The sequence below is a fragment of the Desulfovibrio sp. UIB00 genome (assembly GCF_022508225.1).
Lineage (GTDB): Bacteria > Desulfobacterota > Desulfovibrionia > Desulfovibrionales > Desulfovibrionaceae > Desulfovibrio.
On sequence record NZ_JAETXJ010000007.1, the window covers coordinates 103,216 to 129,413 of the forward strand.

Genomic DNA, 26,198 nt, shown 5'->3' on the forward strand with positions numbered 1-26,198 from the left:
GTGCCCTGTTCAGCCAGCATGCTGCACAAGCCACTGGCCGAGCAACTGTGCAAGAGCAGTATCGCCGTTGGCATAAGCCGCACGGCGCGCCTGCTGCACTCGGGCCTTTGCCGTTGCAGGGTCGCACGTGCCGCCCTCGAATACGGCCTGAGGATCAAGCTGGGCCAGCGCCTTGCACACCCTGGGGTCGGGCATGAGCCGCAGGCAGTCCATAAGCGTACCAGTTGCGGCAGCAAGATCGCCCGCCTGTTCCTGATGCCCTGCCAGCAAGAGCCAGCCCTCAAGCCAAAGAGGTTCGACACGCAACAAAGCCTTGCAGGCTTCGCTGTTAAAGGGCTTGCCGCAGAACTCCGCACCTATGCGCTGCTGCTTTTCCTCGGGCAGCACCATCCAGGTATCGAGGTTTTCACCAATACACAGGTCGTATCCATCCAGTTTTGCCAGCACGTGTTCATCGGGGCGCACTGCCCCCCCTTTACGCTGCATGAGCAGGGTACAATTTTCTCTGTCATGGGCAAAGCGGCCAGGCGTGCGGCTTGTATGATGGTAAATGATGCTGCGGCTCTCTACCCGCAGTTTCAGCCCCTGCGCACGCAGGGCAAAGCAGAGGTCAATGTCCTCAAATCCGTTGCGAAACCCTTCATAAAAGCCGCCGCAGGCTTCAAACTGCGTCTTGCGCAGCATGATGGCCGCGCCGGTGATGGCCTGCAAGGGATGGGGTTTACGAGCTGCGGCAAAACTGCCGGGCAGGTGCTCGTAGAGGTGCCCCACCGCATTGAAGGGATTCACATAAATGCCGCAGTGCTGCACGGTGCCGTCAGGATACAGCAACAACGGCCCTACCGCGCCAATCCGGGGATCAGCCATGACCGCGCGCAAGGGCGGCAGCCAGCCTGGAGTGAGCGTGGTGTCGTTGTTGAGAAAAAACAGCAGATCGCCACCCGCCGCCTGAGCCCCGGCATTGCAGCCTCTAGCGAAACCCACATTTTCAGCCATCCGCACAGCCTTGAATGCCGCACCAAACAGAGCCTCGCCCAATGGTTCAAGTTCAGAAGCCGTGGCGTCTGTGGAGTGGTTGTCCACAACCACCACTTCCATGCTCTCGCCTGCGGAATGCTCGGCCAGTGAACGCAGGCAAGGCTCTGTCATGTCCCAGAGGTTCCAGACCGGAATGACCACAGAAACACGGCTTGCTTCCGACATTTCAGCACCCTCCGGGCATCAGCGCCCCTGAGCAAAACGGGCGGCAGCCGCCACGAAATTGGGGGCCCAGCAGGGAACTGCCGGGGCAAAAATATGCGTGTACGAAGCCCAGACATTCTGCCGCAACAGCCCGTCCAAAGCGGGCGCGCTGGTCAGCTTGGCAGTTTCGCCTTTTTCCTGCCCGTCCGGCTCAGCCTCACGTCCCATGCCCTGCCCTTTGCGCAGACGCAGGCCGTGCCTGGGCGCAGCGCCCTGCCAGCAGCAGCGCGAATAATGAAATTCGTGCCCCAGAATTTCCAGCCCTTTGGGGAAAAATGGATTTTCTTCCACCACTGTTCCGTGTACGTAGCCGAGGCCCTGCGGTTTGCCGCAAAACTGGGCAATAACGGGGAAGATATTGCTCATGGGCCAGAGCACGCCCTCGCGTTCTATGCCCTGAGACAACAGCATAAAGCCACCGCATTCGGCGTAGATTGGCAGGCCTGCCCCAGCCCATGCGGCCAGGGTGCGCAGGTGGGGCGAAGCGCTGAGGTCAGCCGCGCAATCTTCAGGGAAGCCCCCGCCCAGATAGAGACCGTCAATGGTTCCGATCTCGGCTTGCTGCGGTTTATCGCCGCGCAGTACGGGCCAGACGCCGGAATGCGGCCCCACGATCTCGAGCCGCACCAGTTCCGCACCAGCACGCTCCAGGGCCTCAAGATTTTCCTCATAATAAAACCACAAGGCGCTGTCGCGCACATAGGCTATGCGCGGCGGACGGGCTGATTTGACAGCCTGCGCATCGGGCATCGTACCGTCCGAGTTTTCAGCCGGAGTGGAGGCATCCCTGAGCGGCGCTTCCTTTGGCGCTTCCACTGAACTGAAATATTCCGCCGCCGTACCTGTCACCGCTTCTGTCGCTCCATTGGCAGTCCAAAACGGCTCCGCCTGCTCAGGCCAGGGATCGGCTATGGCCGCAGCGCGGGCAGCAGTTATCAGGACATCAAGATTGATGTGCTCGGCCAGAAAAGTGCCAAGCTTGTCGAGCACTGCGCGGGCCTCGGGCGAAAGTTCATCGCCGCAGGAGGCAATGCCCATGTGGCGCTCGGGCAGCGGGTTGTCTTTCAGGCGCGGCAAAGCCCCAAGCACTGCCACATCCGTATATTCCTCAATAACCTTGCGCAGCAGGGCCTCGTGTCGTGCCGTGCCCACCTGATTGAGCACCACGCCCGCAAACTGCAGCCCCGGCTCAAAGGTTGTCATGCCATGCACCAGTGCCGCTGCCGTGCGCGTCATCTTTGTGCAGTTGATGCTGAGGATGATGGGGCAGCCAAGCATACGCGCCAGCTCCGCTGTGGAACATGAGCCAGCCACGTCCATGCCGTCAAAAAGCCCCCGGTTGCCTTCAATCATGCCGAGCACTTCTGCTGCGCCGCTTTGCGCCTGTGTTTTGCGCATGGCGTGCGCAAACAGAGCCTTGAGACGTTCCGGCTGGAGCATATAGGGATCAAGATTGGTGGCGGGCCTTCCGGCGGCCATGGTCAGCCACGCGGCGTCAATGTAGTCCGGCCCTTTTTTGAAGGGCTTGACCGTATGCCCCTGCGCGGCAAAGGCGCGCGTGAGCCCCAGAGAGAGCAGTGTTTTGCCGCCGCCGCCAGAAAGAGCCGATACACACAGCCGGGGCATGGATACAGCCGCTGAACCGCAGACGGTGCGAAAGAGGTCGGATTGTGGCAAGGAGTGCTGCATGCGGCGGCCCTGTGGAGCAGTGCTCTCAATGGTATTGCGCCCATCTGTTTGCACAGATATGGCGCAGTTCTTGGTCTCAAAGGCTTGCGGCCCGACCGGAACGCGAAAATACACGTTGACCAGACCGGGCCGCGCACCAGACAGAATCAGGGACAAAAGCCATTCATCACAGCGCAGTTTGGAGCACCGCCTGCTCGCTGCCCTAGTGTTTGAAGGAGCGCTGCCCAGTAAACACCATGGCAACCTGCGGCTTGGCTTCGTTGCAGGCCATTATCACTTCGGCATCGCGCATGGAGCCGCCAGGCTGGGCAATGGCCGCAACGCCCTGGGCCACAGCCACGTCCACCCCGTCGCGGAAGGGGAAGAACCCGTCCGAAACAAGGGCAGACCCGGCCAACCCGCCGTGGGAGGCTTCGGTGCGGCTTTGAATATCCGCAAGCTTGGCGGCCATAGCAGCATCAGTGGCGGCTTTTTCCTTGAGTTCGTAAAGCGACAGGCCAAGTTCGCGGAAGGCAAGCGTATCCGCATACTTGGTATGCGCCTTGTGGATGGCGAGTTCCACGCAGCCCACGCGATCCTGTTCGCCCGTGCCGATGGCAAGGGTGGCCCCGTCGCGCACAAAAATGACGGAATTGGACGTAACCCCGGCTTCCACAGCCCAGGCAAAACGCAGGTCGTCCAGTTCCTGCTTGCTGGGAGCGCGGGCGGCCACAGAAACACCTTCCTTGGTGGTGGCGGTGGCGGGCAAAAAGTCCTTGGCTTCAAGAATGCGGTTCACAAAGGACTTCTGCACAATAATACCGCCGTCAGCGAGGCTCTTGATGTCAAGAAAGGCCGAGCTGGTCAGTTCTTCAAGCCGCCCAAGGCCGGGCAGTTCCATGATGCGCAGATTTTTGCGGCCCTTGAGGATATCCACCACGCCATCTTCAAAAGCGGGAGCAGCAACCACTTCAAAATAGTTGGCGGCGACAATTTCCGCAGCTTCACGGGTAAAGGGGCGGTTAACAACCACGGCCCCGCCAAAGGCGGCGATGCGGTCGCACCAGAAGGCCTTTTCAAGAGCCGCAGCAATGCCGTCATTGCTCCAGGCCGCGCCGCTGGGATTGTTGTGCTTCAGAATCACCGCCGCAGGGCGCTCGGTGAGGTACTGCAAAATATTGGCCCCGTTGTCCACGTCCGTGAGGTTGGTCTTGCCGGGGTGTTTGCCGGCCTGAATCATCTGGCTTTCGGTAAGCGCGGAAACAATGCCGTTACCGGGGCCGCGCCAGTTCAGACCGCCGCACGTAATGGAGCCTTCCTTAAGCGCGTAGAGGGCTGCGGGCTGGTCGGGATTTTCGCCGTAGCGCAGGCCCTTTTCCTCGTTGTCCAGCGTCCAGGTGCGCTTTTGGTAGACGAGTTTTTCATCGCCCAGAATGATGGTCATGGTGTCAGGGAAAGCGTCCTTGTGGACGGTGCTGTACATGGACTTGAGATCCGACATGCTTGCCTCCAGATGTTCGCCGATCAAGTGAGGCCTTCGCATACCACAAAACACGCCGGACAACCAGCCCCGATTCGCTGCTGGCGGCGGTTGGGGCGGCCTGGAGGTTGCTTTGCGGCAAAGTTCGTACTGCAAGGGGGCAAAAATTCCATCAGACAAGGAAGGCGCACGGGTGCAAGGGGGGTGTACTCTTAGTGTACTCTTATGGTGCTCGACCTGCGGCAGCCGCAGCCTGACGCCACCTGCCACAGTTTGGCGGCAAACCTGCCCGGATTACAATGACAGGGCCGGAGCACGTTTGTTGTCAGGCAAGGAAGGCGCATGGCTGTAAGGGGAGTGTACTCTTATGGTACTCGACCCGCCGCAGCCGCAGCCTGACACCGCCTGACAGCAAACCTGCCCGGCCCTCGCCCGCGTTGACGAAATTTCATGCGCACTCTACAGTAGCACGTTACATGGGAGGTAATATGGAAAAGCTGCTTGTCAGGCTGGCCCAGCAACTGGACGCCATTGACGAAGCCTCGCTTATGTCGTTGTGGAGCAAGTATGCTACGACGGCCAGTCGGTTTGAACCCACCAAGAGGTGGGAGGAAGCTACGCTCGTATTTTCGCTGATTCAGGCCAAACGCTGGAAAAACCAGCTTTTCAACTACCACTGGGCCAGGCAGGCGCAGCCGCTTGGCAAGGAGCCTGAAGGCGCGGTCAATCCCATGCCGGAATTTGAGCTAGAAGGGCCGGAGGCCGCTCCGGCGGCCAGCAAGTGCAGAGTGCTTGAGTTTAAGCCCTCCAGATCGAGCGATAGGGAACAGACTGACCCCAAGCCCGAAAACTAACGCGCATGCAGGTTAGATGGCTCTGGATGGCCATTTGACTTGCAGTTGCATACGGGATACGTACCATCAAAGGCTTTGCGTCCCGCTTTAGCGGCAGTGGGGCCGTAGGGTAGACTCCCTTCGGTTGATCTGTCGCGTCCGGCGTATGAACGCGCCTTACATCACCCGCCGTTGCGCGGCGGCATTGCAGGCAGGTAACACCATGGCGAATACGGTCATCATCGGCGCTCAGTGGGGCGACGAGGGCAAGGGCAAAATTGTTGATATGCTGAGCGCCCAGAGCCGCGTTATCGTCCGCTTTCAGGGCGGCAACAACGCAGGGCACACCATCAAGGTGCAGGGCGAAGAAACCATTCTCCACCTGATCCCTTCCGGCATACTGCACGAAAACAAAATTTGCCTCATTGGCAATGGCGTTGTGCTCGACCCGCATGTGTTCCTGGAAGAAGTGGATCACCTTGCCGCCAGGGGCATTGACGTTTCGCCCGCGCGTCTTGGCATCAGCAAGAAGACCCATCTGATCATGCCGTATCACAAAAGCCTGGATCAGGCCCGTGAAGCCAAACGCGCCGGACACAAGATCGGCACCACTGGCCGGGGCATCGGTCCCTGCTACGAAGACAAGGCCGCCCGGGTGGGCCTGCGCGCAGGCGATCTGACCGACCCTGACCTTGTTCGCGCCAAGGTGGCCCACGCCCTGCAGGAAAAAAACGTTCTGCTGCGAGACCTCTACAAATTTGAACCTCTCGATGAAAATACCGTGAGTGAAGAGCTGCTGGCTCTTGCGCCCCGCCTTGTTCCCTACCTCACCGAGGTGGAAGGACGCATGCAGGAAGTGCAGGCCGAAGGCGGCGATATCCTTTTTGAAGGTGCTCAGGGCATCCACCTTGATATCGACCACGGCACATACCCCTTTGTGACCTCGTCCAATACGGTGGCGGGCAATGCCTCGGCTGGCTGCGGCATTGCGCCCTCGGCCCTGAACCGCATTGTGGGCATCGTCAAGGCCTACACCACGCGCGTGGGTTCCGGCCCCTTCCCCACTGAACTGCTGGACGACACTGGCAGCTACCTGCGCACGCAGGGTCATGAATTCGGCGCCACCACGGGCCGTCCCCGCCGTTGCGGCTGGCTTGATGCCGTGGTGCTGCGCGAAAGCGTTCGCCTGAACGGGCTTACGGATATTGCCCTGACCAAGCTTGACGTGTTGCAGAACCTGCCGGTGCTGAAAATCTGCGTTGCCTACGAATACAAGGGCAAACGCCTGAGCTATCTGCCGCAGGAAGAATGCTCCCTTGGCGACGTAACGCCCATCTACGAAGAAATGCCCGGCTTTGAAGAAGACATCACCCAGTGCGCCAGCTATGAAGAGCTGCCCGCCACTGTGCGCGCCTACATTGCCCGCATTGAAGAGCTGACGGGCGTCAAGGTTTCGCTGGTTTCGGTGGGCGCTGACCGCCGTCAGACCATCGTGCGCTAGGAGGCGGAGCGGCCTTACAGGTCATGAACACCCTGCTGCCCGCCATAACTGATGCCGCCTTTGACCGGCTGAAGAGCGTACTCGACAATCTGGGTGCGACTCCGCCGCAGGTATTGCTCCTTGAGGGCGGCAGCGGGGCCCAGCGCCTTGATACGGCTCGTTACTGGGCGGCACGCGTCAACTGCCCGCAGGCGGAAACCTCGGGCGCGCCCTGTCTGACTTGCCCCGTGTGCATGCAGATTGCCGCTGGCGAGCATCTGGATCTGGCAGCATATGACGGTCGCATAAGCAACCGTGAAGATGAAGAAAACCCTGGCCCTGTCCGTGCGTTCAACATGGAACGCGTGCGCGAACTCAAGGTTCGCCTGCGGGATGCTCCGCACGGACAGGGACGCAGGGTTGTTATACTTATGGGGCTCAGCCTCACCCGCGACGAAGCTTCCAACGCCCTGCTCAAGGCCCTGGAAGAACCCTCAAGCACCACTGTCTTCGTGCTGCTTGCGCCCCAGCGCGAACAGCTCTTGCCCACCCTGGTTTCCCGCTCATTCTGCCTCACGCTGCCGTGGCCTGACAGCCGCGCCGATGATGAAGACATGCGCCCCTGGGAAGACGCCCTTGCGCAATTTCTTGTTCAGGGGCAAGGTTTTTTTGACCGTGTTGCTGCCAAGGGAGCCATCGACGCAGCAGGGGCAACCCGTTTGCTGCTGTGCTGCCAAAAGGCCATGAGCAGGATACTGTCAGACAGGCAAGACCCGGCGCGCCCGCTGGATACGGCTCTGGCTGGCCTGCGCGGCAAGGCCCGCGCGGTAGCCTGCCAATGGTTTGCTGAAGCTCAGGATGCCCTGAACTACGGCGTTACTCCGGCCAGAATTCTTGAGGCGCTGGCGGCCCGGCTTTTTGCCTTGCGGCGTATGGCGGGTCAATCGTAACAGGCGTTCTGCGCCACTGGGTTAAGGCATATGGGCAACAGGCATTTTTTCCTTCTTACGCTCCTGTTCTGCTTTGCCTTATTGTGCCCGTTGCAGATCACTGTTCATCCAGCTTTAGCTGATCAGCAGCGCACCGTGCGTGTGGCGCTCCCCCCCATTTCGCAGTTCAACCGCGTAGAAGATGGGCAGGTTGTGGGGTACATTCCCGACTATCTGACCCAGCTCTCCCGCTATACGGGATGGAACATAGTTTACGTTGTTGAAAAAGACTGGGCCGCCTGTCTGGCCGCTCTGGACAATGGCGAGGTCGACATCTGCACGCCCGCCCGGTATTCGGCTGAACGCGCCCGGCAGTATCTCTACTGCGCATACGCTGGCGGCACTTCCTATACGGCCATTCTGGCCCCCACTGATTCACCGGTTATTTACGATGATCTGGAAAGCCTCGCGCAATTACGCGTGGGGAGCCTGGGCAATCCCATATGGCTTAAGGACTTTACCGACTTTATCAGGCAGCGCGGCGGCACAATGCCCACCATTGTGGAGTACCCCGGCAGGGAAGAACTGCGGGAAGCCATGCACTCCGGCCAGGTGGACGCCATTCTTGAAACTGTACTCTCGTTGCGGAATGACGAAAAAATTCTGGCAAAGTGCAAGCTCACGCCTTTTTTCTACATAGGTTCGCACAAAAACCCAAAACTTATACAGGAACTTGAGCAGGCGATGGTGCAGCTCAAGATGGAGCAGCCCGATCTGGAGTATCGCCTGGGCCGCACGTACCTTCCGCGCATGTTTCAGACGCCGCTTTCACGGGCGGAGCTGACCTACATTGCCCAGCAGCCGCCCCTGCGCGTGGGCTATGATCCTGACCGCAAACCCTATTCGTGGCAGGATCCTATGACCGGAAACGCACGTGGCATCCTCCCCGATATCCTGCGGGATGCAGCGGCGCGCAGCGGTTTGCAGGTTACTTTTGAGCCTTATGCTGTACGCCCCGCAAATTTTACCGATGCCTATACCCAGAACAAGCTGGATATGGCCTTTGGTTCGTTTACCTCTTCAGCCCTTCAATCGCACAAGGATTTTCGCCTGACCGCGCCGCTGACGCGCAGCAGCCTGTATCTATACGCCAAGCCAGATGTCAAACTGGAGCAACAGTCATTATTCACACTGGCTGTACCCGCGAATGTCTATAATGCGACAGAGTATGCCTCCCGCATGTTTCCCAATGCGGTAATCAAGCTTTTTTCTGATGAGGAAGCGTGCCTGACAGCCACGGGCCGCCGCGAAGCCAACGCTGTTCTGGGCAACTCCATGGTGCTCAACAACCTTACGAGTTCTCCGCGTTTCAGCGAATTCAATCCTGTCACCAGCTACAGCGATATTGAAGAAGCGCGCCTGACCATCCGGCCGGGGTTGCCCGATATGTTGCTGGGCATTTTGAACAACCTCTTGCTGACCATTGACGAAAAGAGCCGAACCCAGATTATTTCCAGCAATATCGCAGCGGCAGCGACTCCGCCGACACTGGCGGATATTGTGTATGAAAACCGCTCGCTGCTGATGGTTGTAGCCGAGCTGATGCTCTTTGTTTCGGCTCTTGTTGCCTACGCCCTGCACCTTCGCCGCAAAAGCCTGTCCAACCAGATCGCCAGCGAGCAGCGCCTTGCCCACATCGCCGACAACATCAACGGCGGCGTCATCAGCATATCTACACAGCTTCCATTACAGATTCTTGATGCCAACAACGGATTCTGGCAGTTGCTCGGCTACGAGGCCGACAAACCGCAGACTACCGCGTTTATTGATCTGTTGCACGCTGACGACACAAAAAAACTGATGGACATGCTTGCAGACAAAAAAAGCGGCCCTGTGACAAACACCATGGAACTGAGGCTTCGCCACAAGGATGGTCAATGGCTGCCCCTGCTGTTGCGCGGCACATTTTCCGGCGATGAGAAGTCTCACCGCTCCATTGATTGCGTAGTGGTGGACATCACCGAGCAAAAACGCATGCAGGAAGAACTTGAGCAGGAAAAGGAGCGCTACCGGATTCTGCTTGAGCAGTCGCAGGACATTTTTTTCGATGTGGATACAGAAAAACGCCAGTTCCGCTGTTCGCCCAACTTTTTGCTGAAATTCGGCAGGGAGGCCACGCCCCTCTTTAACGAAACCGGCCGCCCAACCAACAGGCATATCATCCATCCTGAAGACCTGCCCGCCCTCAACGAACTGCGGCGGCGCATCCGCAGCGGCAACCCCACCGCTTTTGCAGTCATGCGCATCCCCACTGCCGAGGGGCGCTACATCTGGTGCCGCGTGCAGGCCACACGCATCAGCAAACAAGACGCCCCCTTGCGCCTTGTGGGTAAAATTGTTGATATTGATGAAGAAGTGAGGCGCCGCGCCGAGCTTGAGCGCCGCACCCAGCGCGACAGTTTGACTGACCTGCTGAACAAGACCGCCTTCCGCGACAAAATCTGCGCAGCCATGCCTGCAAAACCGCAGCAAGAAAGAACTGATGCGCTCCTGTTCCTTGACCTGGATAATTTCAAGCTGATCAACGACACCTTTGGGCATGTCAGGGGCGATGCCGCCCTGCTTGAAGCCAGCGATGCCCTCAAACGCATCTTTCGCAACGCTGATGCTGTGGGCCGTTTTGGGGGCGATGAATTCTGCGTTTTTGTCAGGGACATCACACGCGCGGCACTTAAGGAGCGGGCCGAGGCCCTGCTTTTAGAACTGCACAAATTTATTGAGCATGATGGACAGAGTGTAGAGATCACCACCAGCATAGGCATCTATCTCTTTGACGGCACCGAAGCGTCATACGACGTAGCCTTGCACCGCGCGGACAATGCGCAGTATCTGGCAAAACAGGCTGGCAAGAACTGCTACCGCTTTTATGATGAAACCGCAGAAGCCTGGACTGACGAAACGGACACGTCCAAGCAAAGCAGCTAAGGCTGACGATATAATTTCTGCAATGGACTTTTGGGCTGCATCTTTTTTCACCATAAAATAGAAAGGCTTCCCGCCACGTGGGAAGCCTTTCTATTTGCGCCACAAATTTCGGCGCGCGCGGGGTTGGAAGGAAGCTTGTTCGATTCAGCCTACACTCCCGGCTCTGGTTCGAGCCGTCAGGTCAGCCGATAAAATTCACCATTCTCAACACTCGTCAGCATGTTGCTGCAAGCTCCAAGCATGGACTTTTGTTACTTCCACAGACTGCTGTACTTGGCGGCTATGCCGTCAGTACGTTCCACCAGTTTGTCCACCAGACCGTCCACGTCTTCCACGCTCGCCGTGCCAAGATCCCGGGCCAGCAGATAGCCAAGGTAACCACGGCCCTGCTTGAACACCCAGCATACCGAATACACGGACCCCACAGCGGGGCGACCGGCAAATTCAGGCTGAGTGCTCACCATGACGTAGAGCTTGGGAATGTCTTTTTCTTCATCATCATTGAGGGTGAACAGGCTGCTCTGGTTGAAGCGCTCCTTGAGCTTGGTGCCGAGGCGCGCGCCAATGCTGTCTGTGCCTTCCAGCGACACGCTGACCGTGGTCACGCGGTCAACGGTTTTTTCTGGCTTGTCCTGTACGGGTTTGCCAGCCTGTGGGGTAGCCGCAAAGGCCGCGCCCGTGAGCGCCAGAATGCATATCAGGGTAAAAACGCCAAAAATTTTTTTCATGCCTATCCCTCAATTTCAGAATATACCCGCTGTCAGCGAATGCCGGGGCAAGGCCACCGGAAGGCCCGCAGGAAACTGATTTGTTCTTGACCTTGATTCATTCTATATAATCTTTAGAAAAAGGTGAAGCAGGTATTTTTTCATGCGCAAACTGGCAAAGATGTATATAGTCCGCGCCCTGCCCCGGTTTGCCTTGCCTGCCGCCATATTGCCGCACTCAAGCCCATCGGGGTAATGACACCGATCAAAGGATTTTTTTATGAAGCACATTCTTTTACTGCTGGCATTTGGCGCCGGTTGCTGCCTCCCGGTGCAGGCGGGAATAAACACCTTGTTGCGGCGCTTTCTGGGCGAACCCATGCAAGCCGCACTTGTTTCATTTGCCGTGGGTACGCTGGCGCTGTGGGTATACAGCCTGGCGGCACGCCATACATGGCCTTCCATTTCTCAGCTTTCCGCTGTTCCGTGGTGGATGTGGACAGGAGGCGTGCTTGGCGCAATTTTTGTAAGTTGCACCATCTTTCTTGCGCCCCGGCTGGGCGCTGCCACCATGACCGCCGTCATGTTGTCGGGCCAGCTGGTGGCCTCTGTGCTGCTTGACCATTATGCCCTTGTGGGCTTTCCAGAACACCCCGTTTCACCACTACGCCTAGCGGGCATTGCCCTGCTTTTTGCGGGCGCATGGCTCGTGCGGGTATTTTAACGCAAGCAGAACCCAGCACGGGGCTTTCACTGCGCGCGCCATCTTGAGCTGTGCCGCACTAAGGGCTACAGTATCTGCAAATTGCCGCATCACAAGGAACATGCCATGCAACGAACCCTTATCATAGACGCCCTGGCAGCGACCGCGTCTCAAGCCTCCATCACCATTTGCGGCTGGATCCGCACCCGCCGCGACGCCAAGGAATTTTCCTTTGTGGAGGTCAACGACGGCTCCTGCCTCGGCAACATGCAGTGCATTGTTGACGCGGGCACCGCCGCCCACGAGCAACTTGATCAGGCCGCCACGGGTGCCGCCATCAGCGTTACGGGCGAACTTGTGGCCTCGCCCGGCAAGGGGCAGCTGTGGGAAATCAGGGCGCAGTGCGTTACTGTTTTCGGTCTGGCGGATCCCGAAACTTTCCCTTTGCAGAAAAAACGCCATTCTGACGAATTTTTGCGCACAATTGCGCACCTGCGCTCCCGCACCAACAAGTACGGCGCTGCCTTTCGCATCCGTTCCGAAGCGGGTCAGGCTGTGCATCAGTTTTTCCAGAGCCGCCGTTTTTCATGGGTGCATACGCCGGTGCTCACTGGAGCGGATTGCGAGGGTGCGGGCGAAATGTTCCGCGTCACCAGTCTTGAACCCGGCGACAAGGATGTAGCCGCCGACTTTTTTGGCCGCCAGTGCAATCTGACTGTTTCCGGCCAGCTTGAGGCCGAGGCCCTCGCCATGGGCCTTGGGCGCGTGTACACTTTCGGCCCCACCTTCCGCGCCGAAAATTCCAACACGCCGCGCCACGCCGCCGAGTTCTGGATGATCGAGCCGGAAATGGCCTTTGCCGACCTGCAAGACCTCATGGAACTGGGCGAAAGCCTTACCCGGCACGTGATCGAACACGCCCTCGCCCACTGCGAATCCGACCTCAAGCTCTTTGACAGCTTTGTGGACAAGGGCCTTATTGAACGCCTCAAGGGCATGGTGGCTGCGCCCTTTGCCCGCGTTTCGTACACGGAAGCCGTGGAAATTTTGCAAAAATGCGGCAAGGAATTTGCCTTCCCTGTTTCATTTGGCACGGACCTTCAAACCGAACACGAACGCTACCTGGCTGAAGAGCATTTTAAAAAGCCTGTGGCTGTGTATGATTACCCCAAGGAAATCAAAGCCTTCTATATGCGCCAAAACGAAGACGGCAAGACCGTTGCCGCCATGGACATGCTGGTACCGCGTATCGGTGAACTCATCGGCGGTTCGCAGCGCGAGGAGCGCCTTGACCGCCTGACCGCCCGCATCAAGGAACTCGGCCAGAATCCGGAAGATTACTGGTGGTACATGGATCTGCGCCGTTTCGGCACAGCGCCCCATGCCGGGTTTGGCCTTGGCTTTGAGCGTTTGCTTATGATGCTGACCGGCATCACCAACATCCGCGACGTCATTGCCTTCCCGCGTACACCGGGCAATCTGGAATTTTAGAGCGATTTCGGCTGCATCCCTTTCAGCCAGCCTGTTGCGATAGCAGCGGGCTGGCTTTTTTAACCCTCCAGTACCGCCAACCGCAAAAAGCGCAAAAAAGCCCGAGACAGCGCCGTAGCGGGGCCGTCATGCCCTTCACATTTGCCTTTTTGCCGCGTATAGTACGCGCTCACCTTTTTGGAGGCATCGAGCCACCGCCCATCGCCCAAGGAGAGCGAAATACCATGAGCAAGAAGCTGACTGTAGCCGTTGTAGGCGCCACAGGCGCCGTAGGCCGTGAAATGCTCAAGACCCTGCACGAAAGGGACTTTCCCGCCACTGAAATACGCGCCTTTGCGTCCGCCCGTTCTGCGGGCACCAAGGTGCCGTATGGCGACAAAGAGCTGACCGTGCAAGAGCTTAAAGAAGATGTCTTTGAGGGCATTGATTTGGCCATTTTTTCCGCCGGCGGCAGCACTTCGCAAAAATTTGCCCCGCATGCGGCCAAGGCTGGCTGCGTGGTGGTGGACAATTCCGCTGCATGGCGCATGGACGACCGCTGCCCCCTGGTGGTGCCGGAAGTCAACGCCCACGCCCTTGAGGGGCACAACGGCATCATTGCCAACCCCAACTGCTCCACCATCCAGATGCTGGTGGTGCTCAAACCCCTGCACGACGCCGTCAAAATCAAGCGCGTTGTGGTTTCCACCTATCAGGCGGTTTCCGGTACCGGGCAGAAGGGTATTGAAGAACTGGAACGCCAGGTGCGCGACCTTTTCAACGGACGCGACCCGGAATGCAATACCTATCCCTACCGCATTGCCTTCAACGCACTGCCGCATATCGATGTCTTCCTTGATAACGACTACACCAAGGAAGAAATGAAGATGGTTCATGAAACCGTCAAAATATTTGAAGATCCTTCGGTCAAGGTTACGGCCACCTGTGTACGCGTGCCGGTGTTCTACTGCCACGCCGAATCAGTGAACATTGAAACCGAAAAGAAACTCACAGCCAAGGATGCCCGCGTCATGCTTTCGCAGGCTCCCGGCGTGCGCGTGGTCGATAATCCCCGCGAACTCATGTACCCCATGCCCTCCTACTGCGTGGGCGAGGATGAAACCTACGTGGGCCGCATCCGCGAGGACGAAACCATTGAAAATGGCCTGAACCTCTGGATTGTGGCCGATAACGTGCGCAAGGGCGCAGCCCTCAACGCCGTGCAGATTGGTGAAGAACTGATCAAACGCGACCTGCTGCGCGTGACCGACAAAAACGTGTTCCTGAAGTAATTGCCTGCGGGCGCGCGGGTTTCGCAGACCCACGCGCCCATGCGCTTTGGAGGCCTTTGCGGTGCAAGCTGTAGACGCTGAAACATATCTCAAGGCCCTGCTTTCCGCGCCCCGGCCAGGGTCGGAGCAGGTTCTCGCTTTTTATGACCACCGGGTGGGGCATATCTGCACTGACCCACGTCTTCTGCTGCTGCCCCTTGATGACCATATCTGCCATCGCGGCGACGGCCTTTTTGAAAGCATCAGTTTTCGCCAGCGCACAATTTTCGGGCTGGACGCGCATCTGGCCCGTCTGGTGGACGGCGCTGCGGCCCTTTCCATCACCCCGCCCTGCACATGGGAAGCCCTGCGCCAACACATACTTGATGTGGCCCTTGCCGCAGGCGTGGACAATGGCGACTTACGCGTTTTTCTGAGCCGAGGCCCCGGCGGATTCGGCATTTCACCCGCCGAATGCCCTCAGGCTGGCCTGTACATTGTGGCCCTCAAAAAGGCCCTGCCCACGGCGGCCTTCTATGAAAAAGGCCTCACAGCCTTTGCCAGCGCCATCCCGCCCAAGCAGGAATATCTGGCCCGCATCAAGAATACCAACTATCTGCCCAATGTGTTCATGGCCATGGAAGCCCGCCAGAAGGGCATGGACGTGGCCGTAACCTTTGACGAGAACGGCATCATGGGCGAGGCGGCCGTGGCCAACGTGGGCCTTGTGGACGCGCAGGGCCGCCTGCTCTGCCCTGAAATCAGACGTATTCTGCCGGGCACCACCCTGCTGGCCGCCATGGAAGTCGCCGCAGAACGCATGCCTGTCGTGCAGATGCCCATTCCCCGCGCAGCCATAGACAGCGCCAGTGAAATGCTGTTGTTCACCAGCTCCACCCTTTGCGTGGGCATCACCCATTTTGACGGCAAGCCCGTGGGGCACGGCGCGCATGCTGGCAAGCCCGGCCCTGTGGCCCTGTGGCTCAAGGATGTTCTTTTGGACTATATGCTGAAAAAAGGCGCACCCCTCTGATGCGTGTTCTGCTTATTGCCCTGCAACAGACCACTGACGGACCCGCCTCACCTGAAGAGCAGCGCCACTGGACAGAACAGGGCGCACCCATGCGCCTTGCCCGGCTGGAAGAAGACCACGCGCTGGCCTTGGCCTGCGCCATGCGTGACGGCGGCAGGCTGGCCCCCATGCTGCTGTGTCAGAAAAATTCACGACTGCACCGCCGCGCCGCCGCGCTGAACCTGCCCATACTCACGGCAGGCGGGCCAATGGATTTCATGCGCCTGTGGCTCTGGCAGCGTAAGCACAAGCACCTGCTGGTGCAGACCTTTGGCGAAAGCGGCATGCCCTTTGGCCGCCGGGTGCTGACCATGCGTCCCCCGTCCTCCACCCTTTTGAGCCATGCATTTCTGCTGCGCGCGCCGCGCCCGGAAGTCTGCTTTGGCAAGGGAATGCTGGCAGCCCACAAAATACTCTGCGGCTCCACCTATGTACGCGACCGCATCGCCAAAGCCAGCGGCATCACCGAGGGCGAAACGCCCTGGCGCGGCCCCAAAAACCGCGCGCTGCCCCTGACGGACGATACGCTCACGCTGACAGCGCCGGGCATGAACATTGAAGGCTTTGAACCTGCGCCCGAATGGCCCGCAGAGCCAGCAGAGGGCCAGCATTTTGTTTTTTGCATGGGTGAAGCCCTCACGCCCCGCTCGGGCGCGCATATTGTCATCCGGGCCATGGCCGCCATCTGGCAGCGCCGTGATTTGCCCGCATGGGAAGTACGCGCCGCCGGGGGGGGGCCCCGCTTTCAGGAAGTACTGGACGAGGCGGAATCACTGGGCGTTCAGTCGCGCTTGTGCCTGCTCAACGAGCAGAGCCTGCCGCACCTGCTGCGCACCTGCCATGCCTGGATAGCGCCCGGCTCCGCGCCGGACGAACTGCCGGAAACACTCGGGGCTGGGCTGGCGTCCCAAACGCCCGTCATCTGCGGACAGAGCGCCCTGCACGAGCAGCGGCTTGCCGCCGCCCCCGATGCCGCCTGCATGTTTGAAGAAAACAATCCGCAGTCGCTGGCCGAATGCATGATAAACGTCATGACAGATGCAGCCCAGCGCCGCCGTATTGTGGAAGCGGGCAACGCATTGCGCCCCGGCCTGAGCCATGAATCCTTTGCCCTTGCAACCTGCACCCGGCACGAAAGCTGGTGCAGCCAGCTTGGCTGGCTCGAAAAAAGCGGGCAGCCGCAAGCCCCGCAACAGTAATAAACAACCAGCGATCATCAGCGCGCTCCGCGCCAGTGGCAGCAGCATGCCGCCTGAACGTGGGACAATACCGCAAACACATACAGGAACCGTATGAAATGTAAAATCTGCAAAGCCGAGGCCGTGGTGGCCCTGCGCAGCCACAACGCCGCCTTTTGCCCTGACTGTTACAAGGATTTTTTTGCCCGCCAGGTAGAACGCGGCATTGAAGGCCAAAAGCTGTTCACCCGTGATGAACGGGTACTGGTGGCCCTTTCTGGCGGCAAGGATTCGCTGGCGCTCATGCTCGAGCTTTCCCGCCAGGGTTACAACGTAACCGGTCTGCACATTGATCTGGACATCCCGGTTTCTTCCGCTGCTGCGCGCGGCGTGGTTGAACGCTTCTGCACCAAGCACGGCCTCAAGCTGATGGTCAAGGAAATGGCCGCAGAAGGCCTGTCCATCCCGCTGGTCAAGGAAAGGCTGCACCGCCCCATCTGCTCGGCCTGCGGCAAGATCAAACGCCATTTCTTCAACAAGGTCGCCCTGGACGAAGGCTTTGACGCCCTCGCCACCGGGCACAACCTGGACGACGAAGTGGCCCGTCTTTTCAGCAACACCCTGCGCTGGGATACCTCCTATCTTTCAGATCAGGGGCCACGGCTGGAGAGCGAACACGGCTTTTCGCGCAAGGTTAAGCCCTTGTGGCGGCTCTCGGAATTTGAAACGGCCAACTACGCCTTTCTTATGGGCATAGAAAACCACTACGCCCCCTGCCCATACAGCCCCGGCGCGAGCTTCACCACGCTCAAGGGGCTGATGCAGAATCTCGAGGCCGCCATGCCGGGCCGCAAGCTGGATTTCTATCAGGGTTTTCTTTCGCGCGGGCGGCCCGTCTTTGCCCGCCGAGAGGCGGAGGAAGGCCTGGAGCTGGCCCCGTGCACGGAATGCGGCTACCCCACATCTTCCGGCGACCGTTGCGGCGTGTGCCGCATCCGCTCCGCCCTGCTTGACGAGGGCTAGAAGGCACATCACTTTGCGCAAAACGGCCCGGCGACTGCCGGGCCGTTTTGCGCGTTTCCTACCGTCTATCTTTCATATTTCCTAAAGACGAGCGAAGCGTTATGCCCGCCAAAACCAAAAGAGTTGGAGAGCGCGTAACGGGTGGACGTCTGCTCGGCCTTGTTGCAGACGTGCGGAATATCACACTCCGCATCCGGTACATCCAGATTTGTTGTCGGCGGCAGCAGCCCATGCCGCAGAGCCTCAAGAGTAATGATGGCTTCTATGCCGCCAGCCGCCCCAAACAGATGCCCGGTCATGGACTTGGTGGCACTGACCTTGAGCGTTTCCAGGCTGTCGCCAAAAACGCTCCTGATTGCTGCGGCTTCAGATCGGTCGCCTTCCTTTGTCCCTGTGGCGTGAGCATTGATGTAGCCAATTTCGGCCACAGGAACGCCGGACTGTTTGATGGCGATTTCCATGGCCCGCGCTCCGCCCTGAAAGTCTGGCGACGTGATATGCCCGGCATCGCACGTTGCACCGTATCCAACTACTTCGCCAAGGATTGTCGCCTCACGGCGGCGCGCATGTTCCTCTTCTTCCAGCAGCAGCACAGCCGCGCCCTCTGCCATAACAAAGCCGTCACGCCCGCTGTCAAAAGGACGGCTGGCCTGTTCCGGCTCATCGTTACGGGTTGAAAGAGCCTTCATGCTGGAAAAACCCGCCAGCAAAAACGGCTGAATGCCTGCATCACTCCCGCCTGCCAGCATGACATCCGCCTGACCGTACGCAATGCTTAAAAAAGCCTCGCCGATGGCATTGTTGGCCGTGGCGCAAGCGGACACAGGCGCATAGTTCGCCCCTTTGAAGCCCGTCCTGATGGCGATCACGCCCGAAGCCATGTTGACGATCATCATGGGAATCATGAAAGGCGAAACCCGCCGTGCGCCCTTGTTCAGAAAGGCTTCATGATTTTTCATGATCGTTTCTATGCCGCCAATACCAGACCCCACATAAACCCCGGCACGTTCCGGATCCCAATCAGCACCTTCAAGCCCGGACATCTCCACTGCCTGCACGGCCGCAGCAACGGCAAACTGGATATATTTGTCGTATTTTTTTGCGTCTTTTGCGCAAAAATATGTTTCTGCCGAAAACCCGTCCACCTTTCCGGCGATTCTCACCGGGGATTCATCAAACGCAGAGTCGTCCATATACCTGATGCCGGATTTTCCGGAACTGATGTTCTTCCACATGGTTTCAGGGTCGTTTCCTGAAGAAGATATGACCCCAAAGCCTGTTACAACTACTTTACGCATGGCGTCTCCTGGCCTGTTAATTTATATGTATATACATGAATATAGATGCACAAAGCCCAAATACTCGCACGAATTGCAGCATGCGCTAGGCGCTGTCTTTCTCTGCAATACGGGAAACCTTGAGCAACAGTCGCAGCAACTCCTGGACATCATCGTCCCCCAATTCTGAAATCATAAGCTGCTGCGCCTCTTCCCAATGAGGATGGGCTTCTTTGAGGCGGTCTGTACCAAGGGTCGTCAACTGCATGATCTTTTTGCGTGAATCCGCCGGGCCTGGGGCACTCGCAACAAGCCCCATTTTTTCCAGCTTTTCCACATTTCTGGTCACAGTTGTCTGGTCAATGCCCAAAACCCGACCAATCTCCGTTATCGAAGGCTCCTCCAGACCAGCAATAGCCCGCAGCAAACCATACTGAGTCATACGCATTCCCTTGCGCGCCAGATAGTTGCCGTAAAGCTGATTGAGTTGCCGATCCGCCTTTCGGATTTGGAGAAAGAGACAAGGCAGTTGCATGGGTACTCCGCACTTTCATGTATATACATATATTATTCGATGCATGGCGCATGTCAATACTGGGCGCGACGCTTGACTTCGCTATAATTTGAAAATAGATTTCAATTCCATTCAACTTGAGCCACCCCGGCTGTTCCGGTGCGGCGATGACAGGAGCGCACAGCATGCCGGAATCCCTTTCCGCAACTGTCGGGGCGCGTGGCGGCAATGCCCGTACGCTCATCGGCGGCTTGGCCTATTCCCTGCGGCTTGCCATCGCGGGCAATCCCAACTGCGGCAAGACCACAGTTTTCAATGCCCTCACAGGCGCGCACCAGCATGTGGGCAACTACAGCGGCGTAACCGTTGAAAAGAAAGAAGGCTTCATTCGCCACGAAGGGCAGGAGATCATACTTGTGGATCTGCCCGGCGCGTATTCGCTTTCCGCCTATTCGCAGGAGGAGGTGGTGGCGCGCAACGTGCTGCTGGGCGGCGCGGTGCAGGCGGTCATCAACGTTGTGGACGCGGGCATTCTGGAGCGCGGGCTGCTGCTTACGGCCCAGTTGCGCGAGATGGGCCTGCCCGTGGTCATTGCCTGCAACATGATGGACGAGGCGCGGGCAGCTGGCATCAGCATTGATTTTTTGCGACTGTCGGAATGCATGGGAGCCATCGCCGTGCCCACGGTCGGCACCTCTGGCAATGGCCTGCGCGAGGCCCTTTCTGCGGCGCGCCAGGTTGCCCTTGATGCAGAAAACAGCCGCCAGCAGCATGGCATTACCGCAGCTTCGCCCAGCGAGAGTTATGGCCCTGCCCTGCGCATAAGCTACGGCCCGCTGCTCGACCCCATACTGGAAACCATGGAAAAACGCATTGCGGCAAGCAAAGGTATGACATCCTTTCCATATGCCCACTGCGCACCGCGCTGGCTGGCACTGAGCCTGCTTCAAAATGATGCGGAAGCCGTTGCGGCCTTGCAGGCGGCGGATGCAGACCTTGCCGCAGACATGGCCCAGGTCTGCCGATTTGTGCAGGGCGAACTGAGCAGCATTGGTCACGATGCCGAAGGCCTGATCGCAGATGGGCACAGCGCCTTTGTACGCAAGATTGCCGCCGCCTGCGTTGTCAAAACCGGCGATCGCCACCGCCTCAGCCTCTCCGACAGGCTCGACCGCGTACTGGCCCATGCGGTGTGGGGCGCGCTGATCATGCTTGGCGTACTCTACACCATGTTTCAGATCACCATTGTTCTTGGCTCCTACCCGCAGGGCTGGCTGGAGGGTGCGTTCAGCGCGCTGGCTGGCGCTGTGCGGGGCACACTGCCAGAAGGCCTGCTCTCCTCCCTGCTGGTTGACGGCGTGATCGCAGGCGTGGGCGGGGTGCTCAGTTTTGTGCCGCTGGTGCTTATCATGTTTGCGCTCATCGCCATTGTGGAAGACAGCGGCTACATGGCGCGCATGGCCTATATTGCTGACCGCGTGTTCCAGTTTTTCGGCCTGCACGGCGCCTCTGTGATGCCCTATATTATCTCCGGCGGCATTGCGGGCGGCTGCGCCATTCCCGGCGTCATGGCTACCCGCACCATGCGCAGCCCCAAGGAAAAACTGGCCACCATGCTCACCCTGCCCTATATGGCCTGCGGGGCCAAACTGCCCGTATATCTGCTGCTGGTGGGCACATTTTTTCCGCACAGTGCCGCCAACATGATGTTTGCCATCATCATGCTCTCGTGGGTGCTGGCCTTTTGCGTGGCTCTGCTGCTGCGCAGAACCGTCTTGCGCGGCGAAGCGACTCCTCTGGTCATGGAAATGCCGCCCTACCGCATGCCCACCGTGCGCGGCATCTGCATCCATTGCTGGGAGCGCACCTGGATGTACCTCAAAAAGGCGGGCACGGTGCTTGTGCCGCTGTCCATGCTGATCTGGGCGGCCATGACATTTCCGGCTCTTGATCCGCAAACGGCCCTGCCCTTTGAAAACGAAATAGCCCGCCTGAGCGCAGGACTTGAACGCGAAGACCTGCCTGCGGGAGCACGCGCCACTCAGGAAGAAGCCCTTGCAAAAGTGCAGGAAGAACTGGATGCCGAACGCCTGCGCCACACCCTTGCCGGGAGCCTTGGCACATGGCTTGAAGGCGCAACATCCTACGCGGGTTTCAGCTGGCGCACCGATGTGGCCCTTATCGGCGGCATCGCCGCCAAGGAAGCTATCATTTCCACACTGGGCACGGCATACGCCCTTGGGGAGCAAGACCCTGAAGATCCGGCCTCACTGGCGGAACTGCTGCGCGCAGACCCAACGTGGAATCAGGGCACGGCCCTGGCTCTGCTTGTTTTTGTCATGCTCTACGCCCCCTGCTTTGTCACTCTGGTTGTCATCCGGCAGGAGTCGGGAAGCTGGAAGTGGGTGGCCTTCAGCATTGCCTTCAACACGCTGCTGGCCTTTGGCATGGCCGTGGGCGTGTACCAGACGTACCGCTTTTTCTGGATGGACGCATGATGATCAAACGTACAGGGCGCGCACATGGCATGGGCATACGCGCATATATTGCCTTGGGGCTCACGGTGATGGCCCTGCTTTTTACCGCCAGTTTTTTCTATTTTATGAGCATGGCGCGCGAGGTCAGCGTGTCCGGAACCCGAACCTACGGGCTTTTCATGACCCTGGCCGAGAGCGACAAACTGACCGACAGCCGCAACATGGCGCGCCTGCGAGGCGCAGAGGCCGCACTGGCTGCCTTGCCCTCACTGACTGCGAAGCCAGCGGAGCCGGAGACCAGCGCCGCGCTGGCGGAACTCTCAGCCGCCATTGCGGAACTGGCAACGGCACAGCCAGTAACTGACGACATGCTGCTGCAACTGCGCCGCACGGCTACGCTGGCGCACGAATTTGAAAACCGCCTGCTCATGGGCTTTCTGCTGCTGGGCGCGGGGCTGGCACTGCTGTTCGGCCTGCTGCGCCTGCACCTTGCGCGCCCGCTGCAAAGTATCATGGTTTTTCTCAACCAGTTGGGCACAGGTTCCGCCAGCCAGCCGCCCAAACACAGCTTTATCACCGAACTGCACAACATATCGGCAGCGCTAGAAAATCTTGGAACCTACCTGTCGCTCGCCACCGTGCGCTCGCAAAAACTTGCCTCGGAGCACGACCATTTTCAAAAAATGTCGCTGGTGGACGGCCTCACCGGCGTGGGCAACCGCCGCGCCTTTGACGACAAGCTGCATTCCCTGTGGCTGCATGCCCTGCAAAGCGGCACGCCGCTGGCGCTTATCATGCTGGATGTGGATACCTTCAAACGCTACAATGACAGCCTGGGGCATCAGGCCGGGGATGAATGCCTGCGCCGCATTGCCGCCGCCATGAGCCGGGCGGCGCGCTCCACGGATGTTTGCGCGCGATATGGCGGGGAGGAGTTTGCCCTGCTGCTGCCCGGTGCGGATGTTGCGACAGCGCAGGCCGTGGCCGCCCGCGTGCATGCTGAGGTAGAACGGGAGCAGTTGCCCCACCCCAGCTCGCCCGTGGGTGACTTGGTGACTGTCAGCCTGGGAGTGAGCAGCCTTAGGCCGTTGGAGGAGCAGAAGGAAGAAAGCCAGATGCTGGTGCGGCAGACAGATTCCGCCCTCTATGCCGCCAAGGCCGCAGGCCGCAACCGCACCTGCGTTTACGGGCAGGAGTAATTTTTTCTACTCCTTCGTTAGGCAGCACTAAAGCAACTATTTAGATTTGTCCGAGTTTCTTATATTAAGGATTGAAAAATTTATATTCACAGTGAGTATGTCCAAAAAAAGCAGCATGTTGCAAACAACAAGCGCAATATAAATTGCATTATTTAATATGCATATTGTTTTTATTGTCAAAAACCACCGCAAATAAATCAAAAGAATGTAATTTATTTGATTAAAGAAAAGCAATAAAATAATTGTTACAATATTTAAAATTATGGATTTTTTGTATATTGCTATGACTTTATGAAATTCAGTTGTTAGCTCGCCATGATTTGATGTCCCATACAGCTTTCTCGCTAGTGGGGAAAAAATAATATATGTAAACGTCGAGACGTAAAAACCAAATACAATAGAGACGAACACAATAACATCTGACCGAATTAACGGGATAGAAAAATCACTATCAAGTGAAAATAGCACTATAAGCCAAAGTGCATATTTTATTTTCATGATGTAAGCTTATTAACTAACGCAGAAAAAACTAATTCATCTTCATAAAGGCCACGTTCATTCTTTTGTACATCCAAGCTTATTTTTTCAATAAACGTATCGACTTTAAAAACTTTTTCCAAATTGTCATCGCCGCGTCCAATACAAACAAGATTTGAAATTTCTTTCTTTTTTGCTAGGTTGAAAAAATCATTAACTCTTTTTTTGAATAATTTTAGTTTACTATACTTCAGTTCAACTGTGAAAGAATCTGCCCCCTCAGACCATTTAGGGTCAAATTGGGCATTGTCAGAGAACAATCCCACTTGGTCTTCCTTTTTTCTTGCAAAAAAAATTTTTTCTGCCTTAGAGATTTCTTCTACAAACGTTTCAACATCCTTATATATATTTGAAATCATCACATTTGCATCAGAATTGTTTAAAATTCTATCTTTTATTATAGACTCAAATAAACTTTTCTTATTTATATTAGATATGTATAAAATTTTACTTTTAAAATTATAGATGCCATAGGATTGAGAATTCCATTCGGCCTCGGCTTCTGTGCGAGAATTTGGTTGCTCAGAATTAAGCTCTCTATTGAATACTGTCGATGATAAAGGCAGAAAACGACCTTCGTAAAGACTCATAAATATATACTCATTTTGAAGACCAACATAAGTCTTCATACATTTCTGCTTGTCTACACTTGTCGTGGTTTTAATGCCTAAATCCACATTTGTTGACTCAATTGCCGTTTTTGTCAGCTCAACATTATCAAGATACAATTCAAAAGTTGAAAAAATTAATTTATTTTCCATGCTCTCCCCTCAAAATATTTATAATTTAATAATTACACACCTCCTAAATTATTACAAGCCACTTCTGTTACACTCCAAATGAAAACTGACTATTTTCGAATTCCTCGTCAGCGTAGCCAAAGACAAGCGTTTCTATCAGTCATGACTTAAGATTTTTTGATTGATAAAACATAAAATTCTAACCATACAAACTCTAAGCTCCCTTTTGAGCAGCGGGCTGCACCATGATGGCCCCGGCCTCCCTGCGGCGCAGGGCAATGGTTACTTCTGCGCAGCGCAAGGCCAATGGGTCGCGCAGGGGCGCATAGCCCACCACAGAAACAGGCATGCCCGAACCCAGCCCCATATCACGGATGCGCCGCGCAAGCTCGCCCCTGGCATTGATGCTGACAATACGCGCCACCTCGCCCACCTTGAGGGACGTGAGAGGAATGACTGAATCCATTGCGCCTCCGGGAGACCCTTTAAAAAACCTGCTTATTTAAAAATAACATTCAATTTCAATTTATCGATCATTCCCCCTGCCGTCAAGAAAATAGGCCTCCCCAATCGCGGTGAACGCGCCACACCCCAATTCGGCGCTGAACGCTCCAGCGCCCCACTCGACCATATGGCCCGACTCTGGCATGATGCCTTACAGCGGGAGGGCCGCTTGCCTCCACGCCCTTTCCGGCACACGTCAACAACGGACAAGCCATGAGCATCCTGAAAAAAGTTCTGGAACGGGGCCTCACCCCCTCCAACGTCATAAGCTATTTGTGTTTGCAGATCATGCGCGTAAACGGCGCGTTCTGGGGAACCCTGCGCCTGCGGCTCAAAGCCTTTGCATTGGGCGTGGAGGTGGGCGCTGGCGTGTCGGCACACGGGCCTGTGGGCTTGTTGCGCTGGCCGGGCAGCCGCATGAGCATTGGCGCTGGTGCAAGCCTCATTTCTTCCTGGCGGCGGGCCACGGCGGCCGCGCTGGCCCATCCCGTGCGTCTGCGCACCTTTGGCCCCGGAGCCAGCATTGAAATCGGCCCCGGCTGCCAGTTGAGCGGCACGTCCATCACCGCGCGCTCCAAGGTCATACGCCTTGGGCGTCAGGTCATGGTAGGCCCCAACTGTATTGTGGTGGATTCCGACTTTCACGCCCACTGGCCACCGGAAGCCCGCGCCACAGAACCCGGCATGGAAGGCGACCGCCCGGTAACCATTGGCGACTACGTGTGGATTGGCATGAACTGCCTTATCCTCAAGGGCGTAACCATTGGCGAGGGTGCCATCATCGGCGCTGGCAGCGTGGTCACGCGCGACGTGCCGCCCTTCTGCCTTGCCGCTGGCTCGCCCGCCCGCGTGCTGTGCTGCCTTAAGCCCGGCGAAAGCGCGCAGCCGCCCGTCACTGCGGAATAGGTC

The 26,198-nt window shown here is 57.5% G+C and carries 21 protein-coding genes; 13 read left to right on the forward strand and 8 right to left on the reverse strand.

Annotated features, from left to right (window positions below; genetic code table 11):
- Positions 1-9 precede the first annotated feature (9 nt).
- From JMF94_RS11755 to JMF94_RS11765, 3 genes are all read right to left on the reverse strand, one after another.
- Positions 10-1,203, reverse strand: a complete 1,194-nt coding sequence (locus JMF94_RS11755; protein ID WP_240825291.1) for a glycosyltransferase family 2 protein — start codon at positions 1,201-1,203, stop codon at positions 10-12.
- An 18-nt stretch (positions 1,204-1,221) separates the two neighbouring features.
- Positions 1,222-2,868 (reverse strand): cobyrinate a,c-diamide synthase, encoded by a 1,647-nt coding sequence (locus JMF94_RS11760; protein ID WP_240825375.1) that lies wholly within the window; start codon positions 2,866-2,868, stop codon positions 1,222-1,224.
- Between the two features lie 265 nt (positions 2,869-3,133).
- Entirely contained in the window at positions 3,134-4,411 is a 1,278-nt protein-coding gene (locus tag JMF94_RS11765) for an IMP cyclohydrolase (RefSeq protein ID WP_240825292.1), read from the reverse strand.
- A 467-nt stretch (positions 4,412-4,878) separates the two neighbouring features.
- Between JMF94_RS11765 and JMF94_RS11770 the strand changes: the two genes are divergently transcribed.
- The 4 genes from JMF94_RS11770 to JMF94_RS11785 all read left to right on the forward strand — a co-directional run bounded on the left by JMF94_RS11770 (position 4,879) and on the right by JMF94_RS11785 (position 10,617).
- Positions 4,879-5,244 carry a hypothetical protein gene (locus tag JMF94_RS11770; RefSeq protein WP_240825293.1) on the forward strand — a complete coding sequence of 122 codons (366 nt, stop codon included), beginning with the start codon at positions 4,879-4,881 and terminating at the stop codon, positions 5,242-5,244.
- A 202-nt stretch (positions 5,245-5,446) separates the two neighbouring features.
- Positions 5,447-6,724 (forward strand): adenylosuccinate synthase, encoded by a 1,278-nt coding sequence (locus JMF94_RS11775; protein ID WP_240825376.1) that lies wholly within the window; start codon positions 5,447-5,449, stop codon positions 6,722-6,724.
- Between the two features lie 23 nt (positions 6,725-6,747).
- Positions 6,748-7,653: a DNA polymerase III subunit delta' gene (locus tag JMF94_RS11780; RefSeq protein ID WP_240825295.1), complete on the forward strand. Its 906-nt coding sequence runs from the start codon at positions 6,748-6,750 to the stop codon at positions 7,651-7,653.
- Positions 7,654-7,788: 135 nt separating this feature from the next.
- Complete coding sequence (locus JMF94_RS11785; protein ID WP_240825296.1) at positions 7,789-10,617, forward strand: diguanylate cyclase; 2,829 nt, start codon at positions 7,789-7,791, stop codon at positions 10,615-10,617.
- A 251-nt stretch (positions 10,618-10,868) separates the two neighbouring features.
- Here JMF94_RS11785 and JMF94_RS11790 read toward each other — a convergent pair whose 3' ends face one another.
- Positions 10,869-11,345 (reverse strand): hypothetical protein, encoded by a 477-nt coding sequence (locus tag JMF94_RS11790; protein ID WP_240825297.1) that lies wholly within the window; start codon positions 11,343-11,345, stop codon positions 10,869-10,871.
- A gap of 259 nt (positions 11,346-11,604) precedes the next feature.
- Here JMF94_RS11790 and JMF94_RS11795 point away from each other — a divergent pair, with 259 nt between their 5' ends.
- The 6 genes from JMF94_RS11795 (at position 11,605) to JMF94_RS11820 (ending at position 18,041) form a co-directional block, all read left to right on the forward strand.
- Entirely contained in the window at positions 11,605-12,048 is a 444-nt protein-coding gene (locus JMF94_RS11795; protein ID WP_192112617.1) for a DMT family transporter, read from the forward strand.
- A 105-nt stretch (positions 12,049-12,153) separates the two neighbouring features.
- The gene (gene asnS / locus JMF94_RS11800; protein WP_240825299.1) at positions 12,154-13,518 is read left to right on the forward strand and encodes an asparagine--tRNA ligase; all 1,365 of its coding nucleotides are present in this window, start codon (positions 12,154-12,156) and stop codon (positions 13,516-13,518) included.
- A 224-nt stretch (positions 13,519-13,742) separates the two neighbouring features.
- Entirely contained in the window at positions 13,743-14,789 is a 1,047-nt protein-coding gene (locus tag JMF94_RS11805) for an aspartate-semialdehyde dehydrogenase (RefSeq protein WP_192112615.1), read from the forward strand.
- 61 nt (positions 14,790-14,850) lie between these two features.
- Positions 14,851-15,801, forward strand: a complete 951-nt coding sequence (locus JMF94_RS11810) for an aminotransferase class IV (RefSeq protein WP_192112614.1) — start codon at positions 14,851-14,853, stop codon at positions 15,799-15,801.
- Complete coding sequence (locus JMF94_RS11815; RefSeq protein ID WP_240825301.1) at positions 15,801-17,039, forward strand: glycosyltransferase; 1,239 nt, start codon at positions 15,801-15,803, stop codon at positions 17,037-17,039. The genes JMF94_RS11810 and JMF94_RS11815 overlap by 1 nt, the downstream gene beginning before the upstream one ends.
- A gap of 93 nt (positions 17,040-17,132) precedes the next feature.
- Complete coding sequence (locus tag JMF94_RS11820; protein ID WP_240825303.1) at positions 17,133-18,041, forward strand: adenine nucleotide alpha hydrolase family protein; 909 nt, start codon at positions 17,133-17,135, stop codon at positions 18,039-18,041.
- A gap of 65 nt (positions 18,042-18,106) precedes the next feature.
- Here JMF94_RS11820 and fabF read toward each other — a convergent pair whose 3' ends face one another.
- The gene (fabF, locus tag JMF94_RS11825) at positions 18,107-19,339 is read right to left on the reverse strand and encodes a beta-ketoacyl-ACP synthase II (RefSeq protein WP_240825305.1); all 1,233 of its coding nucleotides are present in this window, start codon (positions 19,337-19,339) and stop codon (positions 18,107-18,109) included.
- An 85-nt stretch (positions 19,340-19,424) separates the two neighbouring features.
- Complete coding sequence (locus JMF94_RS11830) at positions 19,425-19,853, reverse strand: MarR family winged helix-turn-helix transcriptional regulator (RefSeq protein WP_240825307.1); 429 nt, start codon at positions 19,851-19,853, stop codon at positions 19,425-19,427.
- A gap of 164 nt (positions 19,854-20,017) precedes the next feature.
- On the opposite strand from JMF94_RS11830, the gene feoB reads away from it, so the two are divergent.
- Positions 20,018-22,330, forward strand: coding sequence for a ferrous iron transport protein B (feoB, locus tag JMF94_RS11835; RefSeq protein WP_240825309.1), 2,313 nt, complete (start codon positions 20,018-20,020; stop codon positions 22,328-22,330).
- Positions 22,327-23,508, forward strand: a complete 1,182-nt coding sequence (locus JMF94_RS11840) for a diguanylate cyclase (protein ID WP_240825310.1) — start codon at positions 22,327-22,329, stop codon at positions 23,506-23,508. The genes feoB and JMF94_RS11840 overlap by 4 nt, the downstream gene beginning before the upstream one ends.
- Before the next feature lie 494 nt (positions 23,509-24,002).
- Here JMF94_RS11840 and JMF94_RS11845 read toward each other — a convergent pair whose 3' ends face one another.
- On the reverse strand, positions 24,003-24,806 hold the full coding sequence (locus tag JMF94_RS11845; RefSeq protein WP_240825311.1) for a hypothetical protein: 804 nt from the start codon (positions 24,804-24,806) through the stop codon (positions 24,003-24,005).
- Between the two features lie 193 nt (positions 24,807-24,999).
- A complete protein-coding gene (locus tag JMF94_RS11850; RefSeq protein ID WP_240825312.1) occupies positions 25,000-25,251 on the reverse strand; it encodes a FeoA family protein in 252 nt (83 codons plus the stop codon).
- 251 nt (positions 25,252-25,502) lie between these two features.
- On the opposite strand from JMF94_RS11850, the gene JMF94_RS11855 reads away from it, so the two are divergent.
- Positions 25,503-26,195, forward strand: coding sequence for an acyltransferase (locus JMF94_RS11855; RefSeq protein ID WP_240825313.1), 693 nt, complete (start codon positions 25,503-25,505; stop codon positions 26,193-26,195).
- Positions 26,196-26,198: the final 3 nt, after the last annotated feature.